Origin of the sequence: Pseudomonas jessenii, from assembly GCF_002236115.1 — a bacterium.
GTDB lineage: Bacteria > Pseudomonadota > Gammaproteobacteria > Pseudomonadales > Pseudomonadaceae > Aquipseudomonas > Aquipseudomonas jessenii.
Genome location: NZ_NIWT01000002.1, coordinates 884,862 through 900,606, shown reverse-complemented (window position 1 = coordinate 900,606; position 15,745 = coordinate 884,862). Strand labels below are relative to the sequence as shown.

At 56.7% G+C, this 15,745-nt stretch carries 13 protein-coding genes; 5 read left to right on the top strand and 8 right to left on the bottom strand.

Going from position 1 to position 15,745, the window contains the following annotated elements:
* Positions 1-16: 16 nt before the first annotated feature.
* Complete coding sequence (locus tag PSJE_RS31270; protein ID WP_167362856.1) at positions 17-163, bottom strand: hypothetical protein; 147 nt, start codon at positions 161-163, stop codon at positions 17-19.
* A 167-nt stretch (positions 164-330) separates the two neighbouring features.
* Here PSJE_RS31270 and PSJE_RS08880 point away from each other — a divergent pair, with 167 nt between their 5' ends.
* The 4 genes from PSJE_RS08880 (at position 331) to PSJE_RS08865 (ending at position 4,990) form a co-directional block, all read left to right on the top strand.
* The gene (locus PSJE_RS08880) at positions 331-1,332 is read left to right on the top strand and encodes an AraC family transcriptional regulator (RefSeq protein ID WP_090454601.1); all 1,002 of its coding nucleotides are present in this window, start codon (positions 331-333) and stop codon (positions 1,330-1,332) included.
* A 5-nt stretch (positions 1,333-1,337) separates the two neighbouring features.
* Positions 1,338-2,390, top strand: coding sequence for an AraC family transcriptional regulator (locus PSJE_RS08875; protein ID WP_090454600.1), 1,053 nt, complete (start codon positions 1,338-1,340; stop codon positions 2,388-2,390).
* A gap of 530 nt (positions 2,391-2,920) precedes the next feature.
* The gene (locus PSJE_RS08870) at positions 2,921-4,375 is read left to right on the top strand and encodes a tyrosine-type recombinase/integrase (RefSeq protein ID WP_090454599.1); all 1,455 of its coding nucleotides are present in this window, start codon (positions 2,921-2,923) and stop codon (positions 4,373-4,375) included.
* 237 nt (positions 4,376-4,612) lie between these two features.
* Positions 4,613-4,990, top strand: coding sequence for a c-type cytochrome (locus PSJE_RS08865; RefSeq protein WP_090454597.1), 378 nt, complete (start codon positions 4,613-4,615; stop codon positions 4,988-4,990).
* A gap of 543 nt (positions 4,991-5,533) precedes the next feature.
* On the opposite strand, the gene PSJE_RS08860 is transcribed toward PSJE_RS08865, so the two are convergent.
* The 5 genes from PSJE_RS08860 to PSJE_RS08840 all read right to left on the bottom strand — a co-directional run bounded on the left by PSJE_RS08860 (position 5,534) and on the right by PSJE_RS08840 (position 11,839).
* Complete coding sequence (locus PSJE_RS08860; protein WP_090454595.1) at positions 5,534-6,853, bottom strand: outer membrane protein transport protein; 1,320 nt, start codon at positions 6,851-6,853, stop codon at positions 5,534-5,536.
* A gap of 162 nt (positions 6,854-7,015) precedes the next feature.
* On the bottom strand, positions 7,016-8,917 hold the full coding sequence (locus PSJE_RS08855) for an acyl-CoA synthetase (RefSeq protein ID WP_090454593.1): 1,902 nt from the start codon (positions 8,915-8,917) through the stop codon (positions 7,016-7,018).
* Entirely contained in the window at positions 8,917-9,873 is a 957-nt protein-coding gene (locus PSJE_RS08850) for a fumarylacetoacetate hydrolase family protein (protein ID WP_090454592.1), read from the bottom strand. The genes PSJE_RS08855 and PSJE_RS08850 overlap by 1 nt, the downstream gene beginning before the upstream one ends.
* A 175-nt stretch (positions 9,874-10,048) precedes the next feature.
* Entirely contained in the window at positions 10,049-11,140 is a 1,092-nt protein-coding gene (locus tag PSJE_RS08845) for a VOC family protein (RefSeq protein WP_090454590.1), read from the bottom strand.
* An 84-nt stretch (positions 11,141-11,224) separates the two neighbouring features.
* On the bottom strand, positions 11,225-11,839 hold the full coding sequence (locus PSJE_RS08840) for a TetR/AcrR family transcriptional regulator (RefSeq protein WP_090454588.1): 615 nt from the start codon (positions 11,837-11,839) through the stop codon (positions 11,225-11,227).
* A gap of 262 nt (positions 11,840-12,101) precedes the next feature.
* Here PSJE_RS08840 and PSJE_RS08835 point away from each other — a divergent pair, with 262 nt between their 5' ends.
* Complete coding sequence (locus PSJE_RS08835; protein ID WP_090454586.1) at positions 12,102-13,340, top strand: NADH:flavin oxidoreductase/NADH oxidase family protein; 1,239 nt, start codon at positions 12,102-12,104, stop codon at positions 13,338-13,340.
* A 4-nt stretch (positions 13,341-13,344) separates the two neighbouring features.
* Here PSJE_RS08835 and PSJE_RS08830 read toward each other — a convergent pair whose 3' ends face one another.
* Both PSJE_RS08830 and mhpA read right to left on the bottom strand, forming a co-directional pair.
* Entirely contained in the window at positions 13,345-13,992 is a 648-nt protein-coding gene (locus PSJE_RS08830; RefSeq protein WP_090454584.1) for a TetR/AcrR family transcriptional regulator, read from the bottom strand.
* A 2-nt stretch (positions 13,993-13,994) separates the two neighbouring features.
* Complete coding sequence (mhpA, locus tag PSJE_RS08825; RefSeq protein WP_090454582.1) at positions 13,995-15,653, bottom strand: bifunctional 3-(3-hydroxy-phenyl)propionate/3-hydroxycinnamic acid hydroxylase MhpA; 1,659 nt, start codon at positions 15,651-15,653, stop codon at positions 13,995-13,997.
* Positions 15,654-15,745: the final 92 nt, after the last annotated feature.

The following is a 15,745-nucleotide window of genomic DNA, read 5'->3' as shown; positions in this document are numbered from 1 at the left end:
AAGAACGCTTTAGTCTTCAGAAATGCGTGAAGGCATCGCTGATGCCAGCAACCGGTGGGTGATTGGAATGATGAACAACAGTGTGGCCAGCGGGCTGAGGCTGAAAATAAAGCGCACCCGAAATCAGCGCGACCACCAGGAAAGCGAACAGGAACCGACGCATCGAATACCTCCATCGTCCAGCCTTGGGCCGAACGCAGGTCTTTTGTTATTGGTGGTTCAAGTCTGGTCTCGGGACCAAGGTGAAAGCTTTGCAGATCGCGCCAGAGATTTTGCAAATCGTGCCAGTGCGCCCTTGGCCACAAGCTGTGTTTCATTCGGGGGATCGAGTTGATGTCCACTGTCCGTGGTACTGCTCTGTTAGGGTTTAAGGAGTTCGCTGTCAGTCAGGGCATCGATCCGGATTCGGCGCTGGCTGAGGTTCATCTGCCTTTAGACCTGCTGGATGCGCAACTTTCCGGCGCTCAGTTCAACGCCTTGGTCGAGTTGTGTGCGGTGCGCTCGAACAATCCGCTGTTCGGCTTGCAGTTCGGCTTACACCAGGGCACGCAAAGTCTCGGCACCCTGCTCTACGCCATGCGCTGTACCGGCAACGTGGGCGAGGCGCTGAATCTACTGACCCGCTATTTCCATGTTCATAGCGACGGCGCGCAAGTGCGCCTTGAACGTCAGACTGGCAACGTCCTGCTCCTGTATGAAATCACCGATGGAGCGTTGGCCTCGGTGCGTCAGACGGTGGAGTTGGCGATGGGGATAGCAGCGTGCTTGCTCCGCGAACTGCTGGGGCACGCCTGGCAACCGCGAGGCCTGATGTTGCGCCATTGTTGTGTGGCAAATCGCAGCGCCTACCGAGCACTACTGGGTTTGTTGCCGCGCTTCGATTGCCCCGTCAATGCGTGGGTGTTCGATGAATCATTGCTAGCGATACCTCTGGAAGCGACGGACGTCAGGTGTCAGCAATTGGTCCAGCAACACATCGATGAGCTGGCCCGCATGACGCTGCAAGAGCTGCCCTCTTACGTGCAAAAGCTGTTGCGCAGCAGGCTTGCCAATGGCCAGGTCGCGATTGGTCAGATTGCCGAGCACATGATGATCAGCCCGCGCACCCTGCAACGCTACCTTATGACGCAAGGCACAGGATTTCAGGAACTGTTGGACGACACGCGTCAGGCAATGGCCGCGCGTTACCTCAGCGACTCGTCGATCAGCCTGACGCAATTGGCAAGTCTGTTGGGTTACGCCGATCTGAGTACATTCTCCCGGGCTTTCACTCGCTGGAACGGCATCAGTCCGCAAAAGTGGAAGCAACATAAGTATCAAATCCCTCGGTGATAGAAATGGCTTCCAATCCTTTCATTCGTGCCCTCAGCCTTGCAGGATTCGATCAATTCGCCCGCAGTCAGGGCTTGGACCCGAACCGGATGCTGCGCCAGGCCTCATTGCCCGTGGCTTCGCTGCACCGTCCGGAAGATATCCTGTCCTTCCAGCACTATTGCGGCTTGCTGGAGCTGTGCCAACAGGGTTCGAATAACCCGTTGTTCGGCCTGGAATTCGGGCTCTATCAAGGGGTCGACGTTTTCGGTGATATTTTTTTCCTGATTCACAACACTCGAACCGTCGGTGATGCCTTGTTTGAGCTGCGTGCCAATTTCTCGTTGTACAACGGATCAGCGCAAATTGACCTCGAGGTTGTCGACGGCGTTGCCGTGCTCAGTTACCAGATAGATGAAACGACAATGGCCGGACTGTCACAGGCAGAAGAGTTGGCGTGTGGTGTCGGTATGCAACTGATGCGGACCTTGGTCGGGGACCAATGGCAGCCCGAAGCAGTAATGCTTCGTCACTCGCCCCATGCAGATGAGTTCGTCTATCGGAAGACGCTGGGCATCACGCCGACCTTCTCTGCGGCACATACCGGTCTGTTATTCGACGCTTGCGTGCTGACGCAGCCGCTGGATTGCGCCAGCGAAGCACTGCATCAACTCATCGCTCAACATCTGTCCGGCATGGAACGCTTGTCGGCAGACGAAATGCCCGGCTACGTCGGACAATTACTTCGCAATCTGTTGCCCAGCGGTCGTGCGACGATCGACAGAGTGGCCGACTGCATGGCGCTCAACCCTCGTACTTTGCAGCGTCGCCTGGAGCAAAAAAACACGTCCTTTCAGCAATTGCTGGATGAGACACGCCAGCAATTGGTGCGCAATTACCTGCAAGTCCCGACGATCAGCCTGACACAAATGGCGCATCAGCTGGGTTACGCCGATGTCAGCACGTTCTCGCGGGCATTCAATCGCTGGTTTAGTGTGTCCCCGCTGGAATGGTGCAGGCAGTCGGGATTGCGCAGGCAGCCATTACTGTTTCAGAACCGATTGAAAGATCGGCCGTGAACGTATTCTGGCGAATATCTGATAGTGCTTCTGCGCTGAGTGCAGACTTAGCTCGCCGATATTACCGTCTGCCCATAGGTATCCGCTTTGAGGTGATAGCTGCCTTTAATACCGGCGGCTCTCGGCCAGAGGTGGTCTGTTACGTATCCGCGCGGATCGCGCCCGATACCGCAGCAGCCGATCATAAAAAAGAACCGAAAACGCGCAAATTGCGTCCTTGATATCCATCGAAGATTCCACCCAGAGCCAGCCGTTTTGTAGGGGTAAAAACCACCTAAAATAAAAAGGGGTCGCCAGATAAAATCTCGCAACCCCTTGAATTATATGGTCGGGACGGAGTGATTCGAACACTCGACCCCTAGCACCCCATCTCCTTTTTCATACTTCTTGAAAGCTTCCAAAATTTTACTCTGGATTTTTACAAGCGAGTATTTACTTGAACTCCAGCGGTGTTCTGCTCTACGAGAGTCCAGTAACGTCCATCAAGAGCCGACGTTTTTGTGGGGGTAAAAGTAGGGGGAACCCATTTTATGGCCAAAATCACCATCAAAGAACTCGAGTCGCTGACCGCCAACGATGCCGGACGCATCCTCCGGGAAGATGGCAATCTCGCAGGTCGAATTTCCCTGCGTAAGGACGGCGTGTCGGTCAGCTTTTTCTATCGCTATCGGTGGGGCGACCAGAACAAAGAATACGCCTGCGGGTCTTGGCCACGCAAATCCCTGACGGACATCCGTAAGGCGCGTAACCAGGCCCGGGCACTCATTGATGAGCAGATCAATCCCAACGAGCACAAGAAAACCGCCAAGGCACAGGCTCATGCCGCGACGAACGCAAAAGCCGATCAGGAAAAATCGACGAAGGTCCAAACTCTGACCGTCCAGGATCTGGCCAAGGCCTGGCTGCTGGATGGCGTCGCGCGTAAAGACGGCAATGCCGAGTTGCAACGGCGCCTTAACAAGGACCTTTTGCCAGCCCTCGGCAAGACCGCGGTGAACAATGTGTCCGAGCACGATATTCGGGCGCTGATCCGCACCGTGGTCAACCGCGGCGCTTACCGACAAGCCATCAGTTTTTTCGCCGACCTCACCCAGATGTTTAGTTGGGCCAGAAAGCGTCAGCCCTGGCGGGCCTTATTGATCGAGGGCGATCCGACTGAACTGGTCGACATCTCCCCCCTGATCCCTGCCGACTACGAAGCGGAACGAAGCCGCATCCTTTCGCCGGCGGAGCTGTTGGAACTGCACAACCGCTTCCAGCAAATGACCGCCGATTACAGCGCCCTCCCCGCCGGGCAAAAGTACGAAGGCATTCGGCCATTGAAAAAAGAAACCCAACTCGCGCTCTGGATCAGCCTGGGCACCCTGTGTCGGATTGGCGAGTTGCTGCAGGCCGAATGGAAAAATGTCGATCTGGACCAGCAGACCTGGTTCCTCCCCAGTGAAAACGTCAAAGGCACCCGCGGCAAGAAACAGGACCACCATGTTTTCCTCTCCCCCTTCGCCCTGCATTTCTTTCAGGAACTCAAAACCCTGACGGGCGACTCTCAGTGGTGCTTTCCGAACAAGCAGGATGATGGGCATGTGGACGTGAAAGTGGTGAGCAAACAGGTCGGCGATCGCCAGGCCCGATTTAAAAGCCGCAAGGCTCTCTCCAGACGGCGTCACGACGATACGCTGGTGCTTGCCGACGGCCAAAACGGCGACTGGACACCGCATGACCTACGCCGTACGGGCGCAACCATGATGCAGGCCTTGGGGGTCAGCCTGGACGTCATCGATCGCTGCCAAAACCATGTGCTGGCCGGCTCCCGGGTAAGACGGCACTACCTGCATCACGATTATGCCGAAGAGAAGAAGCGTGCCTGGGACCTGTTGGGCGATCGACTCAGCGCCATGTTGTCCTCCACCTACGAGCATCCGTCAGCAGAATCGATGATGTCTTTTCCTGCGTATACCGTGACTGGCTCTTTACTGCCGTCTTAAATCGGTGCCTTTAGTGTTGAGTCCTCATAGTTGCGCAAACATCGCCGAGCACGTTCTTCAGCTTGATTTCGGCTTCATGACCGGTTGAATCCACAGCCAAGAGCGGTCACTGGGAGGCGCCGGGAAAACGAGTTGCGCATCAGAAATGACTGTGAGTGCCAACGCGATGGCTGATATCTTTCCCGCGCCCCAAATCGCGTCCAATCGACGCTGATCCCATCAAGGAAGATAAAAACAATGAAAATATTATTCATCGCTTCGCTAGGAATTTTATCGCTGACTCAAACATTACTATCCTTCGCGGATAATGCTAATGGAAAAAATCTCTATCTACAGCGATGCAGCATGTGCCACGGAATGGATCTCAAAGCAACAGGACCACTGGCCAATAAAAGCAATCCTCCTACACCTAATCTAACAACGTCCGCTTTCAAAAAACGATTAAATGATTATCCGGGCGTGATTGTATCTTCGATAATACTTCGTCCAAATGGAGACTTGATTCCAAGAACCTTGCGTGAGAATGGTGTAAAGCTATCGCCGCATTCATGGAGCATTAAAGATCTGCGCGATTTAAATCAATACATGGGTGGTGTGATTTCACAAAAACGATGACCTTTAAAGTGCCTGGTTTCTCCCCTATTGTTCAAAGGTGGTGCCCCACGAACCGGTGTAGACCCTGTGCTGTCACCTTCGATTGACCGCCGTTGCGTCTGACCTCACGGCTAATGGTCGAGGTTGCTCGCCCGAGCAGCGTTGCAGAATTTAAGTGTGTTGCATCGCCCGGTTGAACCCACAGCCAAAAGCTGCCATTCACTTAAGTAAATCGTAGCGATTTAGCACCACAAAACCTCCAGGCTTTGATTTGCGTAATTCGGTGGCGCCGTCCCGAACTCGCGGAGCGCGAGTGCGGGGTCTTCCAAATCGCCACGGATAGCGACGACCTTCAGACAGGCGCAGATATAACGTAGAGACCCACTTGTGGAGAGTGCACCGACAGCAAGGAGCTTGGTAAAACACCTCGATTAGGCATGGCTACTAACGCCGTGGAACGCGTAGCGCCCGCCCGCTGTAAAGAGCCCCCATGACAGGTTCAGCAATGGGCGCTGGAAAAACTACTCAATCAATACGTAGTGGAAATGCTCTGAGTCAGGTCGATTAATACCGATAGGTTGCCTGCACTGAAACACCATTCGCACTATTGTCGTATTTGGCACTGTATTCCGGTTGAACACCGGAGTTGTTCGACTGCTTTACCGATACTTTGGAATCCCAGAGATATCCGTAAGCAAAGTCTATCGTCAGGTCGGAATTTGGCGAATAAGCACTGCCCAAGGTCACGGCTTGGCGATTCCCAACCGGAATGCGCACGCTGCGATCGGCATTCCTGATGGGCGAAGGATCATAGGCGTAGCCTGCGCGCAGCAGCCATTGCTGGTTCACTTGATAGGAGGCGCCCACTGCGGTGCTCCAGGTGTCGCGCCAGTTCATTTCTTCGATCACATGTCCCAGGCCAGCCTGCTGGCCCATGGGGGAAAGACCGCTGTTGACTGCCTCAACCTTCTGGATCCGGCTCCACCGTTTCCAGGTGGTTCCCAGATAGCCCGTCCAGCGATCATTGAAGTGATGGGTGATAGACGTGTCCACGGATTCGGGCATCGTGAGGTCTATCTTGTTGTCATAATTTCCGTCCAGCGGGATAACGCTCGGGGAGCCAGAAACCTGAGTATGCCCCTTGAGTTCATAGTCCACCTTCGAGTGATAGTTAATCCCCCAACGGGTTGACTCAGTAAAATCAACCAGGATGCCTACGTTGTAGCCAAGTGCCGTGTCATCGCCTTTGATGGTGACCAGTGTGTCCTCGCCGTTGTTCAAGGCGCCGGTGGCCAGGTAATTCTGAAGCTTTGCATTGAAACGGTTTATGGTCGGTCCGCCACCAATGGACACGTAATCATTGATCCGATAAGCAATGGTCGGCTGCAGGGTTACTTCCTTGGTCGTGCTATAGGAGCCATGGTAGCGCCCCTGAAAAGTGCTCTCGTAATCATTGATCAGACCACTCGGCGCATAGAGACCCAGGCCAATCGAAAAGCGATCATCAAGTGGCGTCGACATATAAGCGAAGGGCACGACGCCCAAAGGTACCGAGTCCCCCTTATTGGTACCTGGGGCACTGCTTTGCGCATCACTGATGTCATCGCTCACCGAGACGACCGCGGCCCCGCCGGAAATCTCACTGCGTTTCAACTTGGTCAAGCCCGCGGGATTTCCAAAGATAGTGCTGGCGTCCAGCGCGGAAGACGACCTTCCCGCATAAGCAGTTCCCGCACTGCTTGCACTTTGTTCGTTGAGTGCAATGCCATTGGCGCTTGCAATGGTAGAGGCGCTGAGTAGTGCGATGGCACTGCTGAACTCAATCCAGACTGCACATTTGCGCTGAGTAGAAACACTCGAGATCACACGGCTATTCAGTTTCATTTTCCACCTCATGTTTATTGTTTTTGTTGATTGCACCAGGCAAGGCTTCGCCTTTCCGTGCACTTTTCAGTGCCGGTTAGAGAGGATCGATGTTGTGTAAAAAGCCCTGGCTGAACAGCACCAGGGCATGACTGCCGGACTTACAGATTACGAATCACGAACTCAATTAACCCACTCGACTTGAAAGCTATAACGGCCCAAGAGCGGAGCCAGGACTTCCTGGCCCGTTCCGGCCCTGACGCAGGCAACCTGCCCACGACGATTGTCCTGCACGACTTCAACAGCAATATCCGAAAGCCCCAGGCGCTCCACTTCCTGCTGGACTACTTTGGCAATCTCCCGCTGCTGCAACGCGGGCTTGAATATCTTGCCCACGGCAGTCAGTGGCAATGCTTCGAGGATTTCAATGCGCTTGGGAACGGCTGCGCGCTCGCTAATGTTCTGATGAGCGAACGCCTCAAGTTCTTCGGCATTGCAAACTTGCCCGGGACGCAGCTGAACATAGGCAACCGGCACCTCGCCCGAGTAGGCATCGGGGCTACCGATTGCAGCGGCCAAGGCGACAGCGGGATGCGCCTGAAGCGCCTCCTCGATTTGCTTGGGATCGATGTTGTGGCCGCCGCGGATGATCAACTCCTTCTTGCGTCCGGTCAGCCAGAAATAACCCTGCGCATCCTGGCGCCCCAAATCGCCCGTATTCAGCCAGCGATGACCGTCGATATCGATCCAGAGGCCCTGGTTATGACGTTCTTCCAGATAACCCTCGAAGAGGTTCGGTCCGCTGATTGTGATCAGGCCGATCTCATCCACGTTGGCGTCGCGCAGGTACTCTCCCGAATCATTGAGCAAGACCGCACGCATATTCTGGTACGCGATCCGTATCCCGATGGAGCCGATATGGCGTTCGCCATGGGGTGGATTGATTGAAGAGACGCAGGCGCCCTCGGTAAGGCCGTAACCTTCAAGGATTTTCACCCCGGTACGGTTCTCGAACTCTCGGAAAAGCTCTGCCGGCATGGGTGCGGCGCCACACATTGCAAAGCGCAGGCTGGACAGGTCGCGGCCCTGCCATTCATTTTGCAGAAGTGCCGCATAGACAGTAGGCACGCCGGAAAAGAGGTTGATACCGAAGTGCTCGACCATCTCCCAGAATCGTGGGATCACCCCCTCGCCACGATACCCTTGAGGCGTCCCGAGAATCACGTGATCGCCTTGAGTCCAAGGCATCAGTCCAGTCACCAGCTGGCCATTGACATGAAACAGCGGCAGGCCACAAAAGATAACCTGGCTACCACTGCGTGGCTGCAAGTGAGCGGCCACGGCCCATACATTGAATACTTCAGAGCCATGGGTGCGCGCGGCGATCTTGGGGAGTCCGGTAGTGCCGCCCGTACAGATGTAGGAGGAGCACTCATCCTGGCGGATTTGCCGACCGCTCTTGAGGTGCGTGTGCGGCTGAGTATTCATCAGCGCACGCCAATCGTGGATCGCGATGCCGCTGTGTAAGTCTCGTTCCTTCAGTGCTACGGCTTTAAGAGCGCCACGCACAGGTTCGTCGACATAGGGTTCCATGCTCACCCAAACAACAGACCTGACCGTTGGTAAACGATCCAGCTGCGAAGCCAGTTTGGGCCACAGGTCGCTGCCCGCCGTCGGCGCGAGCGTCACCACCACCGATGCTTTCGCCGCATTCAGCAAGCCAGCCATCTGCGAGGCTTCAAGCAGAGGATTGATCGCCATGGCGATCCCTGCCGCCTCCCCGCCCCATAGCGTGAAGTGGGTTTCCGGCAGGTTGGGCAGGATGAAGGCAAGCACCTCGCCCGGTCTTATGCCCAGGTCATGGAAGGCGTTTGCCGCGCGAGTGATATCCGCGAAGAGCTGGGAGTAGTTCCACTCGTAGGTGCGTTTGAAATCGGCGGCATCGGCAAAGAAACTCAGCGCCGGAGCCTGTGGGTTGCACTCGGCCGCCTGTTGCAGCACGTCATAAGTGCTGCAAGCCAGGCCACGCTCCGACAAGGGGACTCGTTCGAGATTTTCGATGTCATCCAGGGTCTGCACAACCATCAGGCTTCCCCCACGACGCGGTTGCGTTGCACGCCAAGGTCGATCACACCATCGGCGCTGCGAATGCGCGCCTCGACCACGTCACCGGCCTTGAGGTACTGCGTCCGGCCTTCCTGCGCCTTGAGGAAAAGCTTCCACTTGGTGGCTTCGGGTAGCAGCGCTGCAATGCGCATTTTGGCAGGCGAAGGGATCGTCAGGGCACAGCCGGCAGGCGTACCGGTGGCGATCAGGTCTCCAACCGCGAGATCTTGCAAGGCGGAAAGTTCGGTCAGGGTTTCAGCGGGGCCGTAAACCAGGTTGGCCGTGCTGTCGTTCTGTCGCACCTGGTCGTTCACCGTCAGGCGCAGCTGCAGTTCTTTCAGGTAATGAATGTTCGAGGCATCCAGAAGGCACAGGTACGGGCCGACCGGGCCGAAAGTGCGGTAGCTCTTGCCCTTGTAGAACTGCATCTGGGGAATCTGAATGTCACGAGCCGAGTAGTCATTGACGATGACGACGCCTGCAATGAACTCATGCAGATTGGCATCGGTGACAGCAATGGCGCCGGTGATCGAGCGCTTCATCACAAGGCCCAGTTCGATCTCGTAATCAAGGAAACGCACATGGCGCGGCTTGATCAGGTCGCTGTCAGCCGCCACCAGGCAACTGGTCGCCTTGGTGAAGATCATGTTGAATTTCTTCGCATCCGGATCCATGCCCGACTCGATCATGTGCTGACGGTAATTGGCACCCTGGCAGACGAACTGCTGGTTACGGGTTACCGGCGACAGCAGTTTTACTTCACGCTCATCCACCTCCGCACCTTTCAGTTGAACAAGGTCGTCGAGACTGTTCTGGCTAATGAAGTCACCGGTGGTTTCAAAAACACCGGGGACAACTGTGATACGGCCCTGGCGTAGCACGCCCCAATGGATACCATTCTGAAATTCAAAGCGGACTACGTGTACTGCAGACATTGAAGGCACTCCTGGAGCAGTGTTTTTCCCGTGCTCGATGGCACGAGAATTCTGGTGTTGTTCTTGTGAAGGGCTGGTAACGCTGTAAATCAACGAGCCGCCGGCGATCACAGCACCGGCTTTGAGCACATCGCGCCGGCCATATCTGGTTGAATTGCCCGACATGGCGGCAGCTCTACCCGAACATCCGCATGAGTGTTAGCAACTTTCGAAGGCTCAGGTCCGGGCTGCGTCGCAGGTTGCGAATCAGCAGAATCAGATTGGCCAGGCTCATCTTGGGTTTGGTAAAACTCTTGGGCATGCGCTGCCCCCATTGCGCCATTGCCTCGGGACTCACCGGATGAATGCCCGTAGGCTGGGTGGCCGTGAAAAGATCCCCATCGCAATAATGCTCGTGCTTGTCGCCCCAAGGGTCTTGCCAGTAATCGAAGATCTGACTGCCCAGAATGTGCCGGCCGATGCCCCATGAGTGCGCCCAACCGCGCTCGCGCAAGACGCGCTGCCCCATACCCACGGCGTCTGCATCGACGACTTCATAGGCGCTATGGCTGTAGGTGGCCATGAACCCTTGTGCAATAGCGAGCGTATGGTGATCCGCGGGAATGTCACCGAGATCAAGGCGCATGAAAGTGACAATGGGCGTGCCGTCGGGGAGTACCTGCACATCGCTGGGAATAAACCCGAAATGCCGCGTATACCAGGCACACGTCGCCTGATAGTCGGCCACTTCAAGGACGATGTGGCCAAGCTTGAGGACTTCAGGGGGGGCAATCGGCGGGCGCTGCGTGGCGTTGATTCGAGGTTGCTCGTGCGCCAGATTCCAGTTCAAAGGAGCTCTATGCGCCAGAGGCTTGCCTGGCGTCTGGTCGCAGACGGCTTCCACAATGAAACCGGAAGGATCCGTCAGTGTGACGTAATACCCTTTGCCAGGATGTTCCGACTTCTCTACCGATGACGCACCCGGGATTCGAGTGAGCTTTTCCAGATCTTCCAGGGACTGCACGGCAAGTCCGAACCCGATAAAGCGTGCCTGTTCGGCCCGTTGGACACGGTAACAGTAGGCAGTGGCTTCGGCGGCCCGTAGATAGAGCGTATCGGCGTCCTGCCGACTTACCGTGAGGCCGAAGTCAGTCAGGAAACGCGCCGCCGCATTCAAGTCCGGCCGCTGGAAGATCAGGTGAGTCAGATCCAGGGCCTTCACCGTCGGTTGCGGATGCCGGGCGGGCTGTTGCGTCGTCAACCGGTGCAATTCGATTTTGTTGTTCATTGTTGTTGTTTTCCGGTTTTTTAGGGCAAAGCGGTCCCGAACCCCGAAAAAACAGGGGTTTATTTTGTTAAGTCAGTTACGAACTCAGTCGAGAGATGGAAGTGCCGGCAACTCTTTGGTCGCCAACGCACGAGCCTCCTCTGGCGGCACACCCAATGCGCGCAGTACCAGCTCGGCGGTATCAGAGCCCGACTCGCGCCACGTTCGATGCCCTTCCAGTACCAGGAAAATCGAGCCAAGCACGCTGCTCGATATCAACGTCAGTACCGAGAGCAATTGCTCCTGCGCAAACGTGTAGCGCCCAGTGGCAAGCCCACTCAGAAGATCCGTGGTCGCCTGGCTGCTGAACATTTCGCGCAACGCCGAATTGCTCATGGCGAATTTATGGATGAACGCGCCCCACTGTGAGTCTTCGTGCGCTCGGCGAATGAAGAATCGAATGCCATTGGCAAGGCGATGAGCCGGATCCGAGAGGGAGTCGAAGCTCTTGTTGACGCGCTCATGCATCTCCCTCGCGAGATGGCTGGCGACCGCCTCGAACAGGCTTTCCATGCTGTCGATGTTGCTATAGACCGTTCCGCGCGCCACGCCTGCCTCTTGCGCGAGGTCGAGGATGTTCACTTGTGAGGTGCCTCTCTCGGCGAACAGGCGAAAGGCAGCTTGATGAATGCGGCGTTGTGTTGGATTCAGGGATTCCACGGTTCTCTCTCCAGGATTACCTCATGAATCGATTGAACACTCGTGTTCATTTTACGTCAACCCTATTTTTTAGCGTGTTGGATTTACCGTCTGAAATCTGGCCAAAAACCTAATAATCCGGACGTCATGGTCGATGACGCCGGATCAATCAAAGCCATGCACATTGACATAATTGAACACGCATGTTCAATTATGTCATGGCTCAGGCTCGCCTTCTCCGCAAGCACCTGGCTCTGCCCATCGATGAAAACCAGGACACAACATGACCGGCTCAAATCTCTTCAAACCGCTTCGATTGCCTAACGGCACGGTGATTCCAAACCGAATCGCCAAGGCTGCCATGGAAGAGAACCTTGCCAATGAGGCACACGCCCCAGGAGAAGCGCTGATCAAGCTCTACCAGCGTTGGGCGCAGGGTGGTGCCGGTCTGATCATCACTGGCAACGTCATGGTTGACCGCCATGCCTTGACCGGCCCCGCTGGCGTAGTGCTCGAGGATGATCGGAATCTGGCCAAGTTCAAGCTATGGGCCGATGCTTGCCGCAGCCATGGAGCCCAGGCCTGGATGCAAATCAATCATCCCGGACGGCAGCTATTGGCTTCAATGGGCCAACCGGCAAGGGGCCCCTCCGCAGTTGCGGTCGATATCCCCGGACTTTCAAAAGCGTTTGTGCTGCCCAGGGCTTTGGAGGAGCAGGAGATCGAAGAGCTGATTGAGCGCTATGCCCAAGCGGCGGTGTTGGCGGAGCGCGCCGGATTCACCGGCGTGGAGATTCATGCCGCGCATGGCTACCTGTTCAGCCAATTCCTTTCCCCCCTGACCAATCGGCGTGATGACCGCTGGGGCGGTAGCCTCGAAAATCGTGCGCAAATTCTATTGAAAACCATCGACGCAATTCGCCAGCGAGTGGCACCGATCTTTTGCGTCGCAGTGAAGCTCAACTCCGCGGACTTTCAGCGTGGCGGGTTCGATGCCGCGGATGCGGCTCGCGTGGTGGAAATGCTTAACACCAAGGCGGTCGATCTGGTCGAGTTGTCGGGTGGCAGCTACGAAAGCCCGGCTATGCAGGGGCAAACCCGCGATGGCAGCAGCCTCGCTCGAGAAGCCTACTTTCTCGAGTTCGCAGAAAAAATAGGAGAAATAGCGCGCATGCCGCTGATGGTCACCGGCGGCGTGCGCAGAAAGGAGGTTGCGGAGAGAGTGGTGAGCGGCTCGGTGTCGATGGTCGGACTTGCTACTGCGCTGGCAATCGAACCAGCCCTGCCGAGGCAATGGATGGCAGGTCGAGACGTCAGAGTGGAGCCCATCGTCGTCCGCTGGAAGAACAAGACGCTGGCATCGCTGGCAGTGGCATCGGTGATCAAGAAGCAGCTCGGCTTGCTGAGTCAAGGTAAACGGACAAACCCAGGGACCTCGCCACTCATGGCATTGATCGGCAATCAACTGAAGGCTCGTCGCCAGGCGAAGAGCTATCGGCAATGGATTGATCAAGCCAGGTAGAGGATCAGGCCGGTAGCGGCTTGCCGGCGATTTTCCTGGCTCTGGCAGGTGTGACGCCTAGAGCCTGGAGAATCATTTCGGCGACCCGCAGATCGTGCTCCGCCACTGCACGTCCCTCCACAACTGAGCGCATTGCTCCGGTTGTGCACGACAGGACGATGTCCAGGGCGATCCCTTCGTCCGCGTAAGCAAAAGTGCCTGCACGCAGCCCCTCACGCAGATCGCCCAGCACATGGTCAGCCAGACGCGAGCGCATGGCCTGGTCGAAATGGATGATGCGCAGCAGCGCATTCGCCCATTGATGGTCGGCCGCAGCCCGGCACACAAACATGCGCACGCCGATCGAAAGCCGCTGTGCGCCGCAGTGCTCGTCCCTGCTCATCGCGGAAATGGCATCGGAGAACTCGGCGGCCATGGCGATGCCAACCGCCTCCAGCACTTCGTCGCGAGTTCGAAAATAGTTGTAGATGGTGCCGTTGGATACTGCGGCTTCCGCAGCGACCTCGAGCAGTGCGATCTCCCCCACTTCCTTACGCGCGATAAGGCGCAATGCCGCGTCCACCAGGCCGCGACGGGTGCGCTCACGCTTCTTGTGACCTCTCGTGAGAGGTTCTGGCGCATCAGCTTCTAAAGGAAGTGTGGGGGAATGCATAATCAAGCTCGCAATCGAATGGGCTCGTTGATGGTAATGGAAACGCTGTCCGCAGTGGCGCCTTCGCTAGCCAGCAGGTTCCTGCAGTCTCGAAGAAGGCTGCCGGCCTCTGAGCCAGGGGCGTGGTGCATGATGATACGGTCGGGGCGAACCGCGACGAGCGTTCCCTTGGCCGCCAGCGGCAGGATCTCATGGTTCATGTCTTCGATGAAGTCACAGCTGCCCCCGGCGCGTTGGCCACGGGCTCTGACCTCTAAGAAGTGCCCCCCCATTTTTTCCCAGGAAACGATCTGATCAGGGGTGAGCAGTGACAACGGGTCCACACCGAATCCAACCAGGGTCAGGCTATCTCCCAGAGCATCGTCGCTCAGTTTGATCTGCTTTTGCATGTTGCGGGTCCAGGCCTGGGGAAACAGGCTGCCACGTACCAGTTTGTCGCCCCGGCGATGCTGCACGAACAGGCCCTGTTTGAAGGTGTTCTTCGGCTTGATGTCCAACTGTTCGAAGTACCTCCTGGTCGTGGGCGTCAACGCCAGCGTGCGCATCAGGCCGTGGACAAAGAAAGCGGCGATCTTGTTCTTGGGCATCACCAGGCGCCCCATGAGTTTCGCCAGATTGATCATCGCCCGGGCATGGGGGCGGCGCTCTACGTCATAGCTATCGAGTATTGCAGGCGCGGCATGGCCGCGAAGGACCCAAGCCAGCTTCCAGGCAAGGTTGGCGCCATCCCGAAGTCCCGCGACGAGACCTTGCCCGACAAAAGGGGGCGTGATGTGCGCGGCGTCGCCGGCCAGAAAAACGCGCCCCCGGCTGAATCTGTTGCAGCAGCGAGCATGGAATCGATACACCGCCTTGCGCTCGATTTCCAGCTCTTGCGGGTTGATCCATGGCGCGATCAGCCGGGCGATGCTTTCCGGGCTTTCCAGCTCCTCTCGGGACTCATTGGGTTGCAGCATGAACTCCCAACGTTCCCTGCCGCCGGGTGCAGGCATGTGCGGCGTCGGGCGCCGCGGATCACAGAGAAACTCGATGTGATCAATCGCCGACTTATGCCGGTTCTTGACATCGACAATCAGCCAATCCTCCGCATAGGTCTGCCCCTCGAATTCCTGGCCGATCAGCGCTCTGACCCTGGAGCTGGCTCCGTCCGCTCCGATCAGGTACTGGGCGCGAACGGAATGCGGCTGCCCATTCTCATCCCGTACGGAAGCGAAGACGCAATCCGACACTTCGACCAGGCTCTCAAGCTCGAAGCCACCCAGGCTGGTCACGGTTTTTAACCGGGAAACCTGGCCGCGCATCGCGTGTTCGAGGTCGGGTTGATAGAACGTCACGAGTTTCGGATGGCCGTAGACGCACCCCTCGGTATTGGCTCGACCGAACTGCCCGAGTACCGGGGAGTGCATCCTCACTTCAGGGATAACGATCTTCTCGAAAGCGTCTTCCGACAAACCGGCCTGTTGCAGGATGCGCAGCGCCTCGTTGTCCAGAGCAATGGCACGCGGCATCAGTACGACGTCATGGACCTTGTCCATTACCAGGGTCGTGACCCCGTAGCGGCCGAGCAGCGCAGCGATGGTCGCACCTACCGGGCCATAACCGATAACCAGCACGTCGACGGCGGCGGGTGGCAATTCGCAAACTTTCTTGTTGTTGTTCATCTCGGGCCCTTGTTGTGATTGAAGTCGTGAGACTCGAGGTCTCATCGTCAGGCAAGGTCAAGGTATTCAATATTGAGATATATTTCAATATT

Excerpts from the sequence above, each read along its gene's own strand:
- PSJE_RS31270 (WP_167362856.1), bottom strand. The coding sequence starts at position 163 with ATGCGTCGGTTCCTGTTCGCTTTCCTGGTGGTCGCGCTGATTTCGGGT.
- PSJE_RS08875 (WP_090454600.1), top strand. The coding sequence starts at position 1,338 with ATGGCTTCCAATCCTTTCATTCGTGCCCTCAGCCTTGCAGGATTCGAT.
- PSJE_RS08870 (WP_090454599.1), top strand. The coding sequence starts at position 2,921 with ATGGCCAAAATCACCATCAAAGAACTCGAGTCGCTGACCGCCAACGAT.
- PSJE_RS08865 (WP_090454597.1), top strand. The coding sequence starts at position 4,613 with ATGAAAATATTATTCATCGCTTCGCTAGGAATTTTATCGCTGACTCAA.
- PSJE_RS08860 (WP_090454595.1), bottom strand. The coding sequence starts at position 6,853 with ATGAAACTGAATAGCCGTGTGATCTCGAGTGTTTCTACTCAGCGCAAA.
- PSJE_RS08855 (WP_090454593.1), bottom strand. The coding sequence starts at position 8,917 with ATGGTTGTGCAGACCCTGGATGACATCGAAAATCTCGAACGAGTCCCC.
- PSJE_RS08850 (WP_090454592.1), bottom strand. The coding sequence starts at position 9,873 with ATGTCTGCAGTACACGTAGTCCGCTTTGAATTTCAGAATGGTATCCAT.
- PSJE_RS08845 (WP_090454590.1), bottom strand. The coding sequence starts at position 11,140 with ATGAACAACAAAATCGAATTGCACCGGTTGACGACGCAACAGCCCGCC.
- PSJE_RS08835 (WP_090454586.1), top strand. The coding sequence starts at position 12,102 with ATGACCGGCTCAAATCTCTTCAAACCGCTTCGATTGCCTAACGGCACG.
- PSJE_RS08830 (WP_090454584.1), bottom strand. The coding sequence starts at position 13,992 with ATGCATTCCCCCACACTTCCTTTAGAAGCTGATGCGCCAGAACCTCTC.
- mhpA (WP_090454582.1), bottom strand. The coding sequence starts at position 15,653 with ATGAACAACAACAAGAAAGTTTGCGAATTGCCACCCGCCGCCGTCGAC.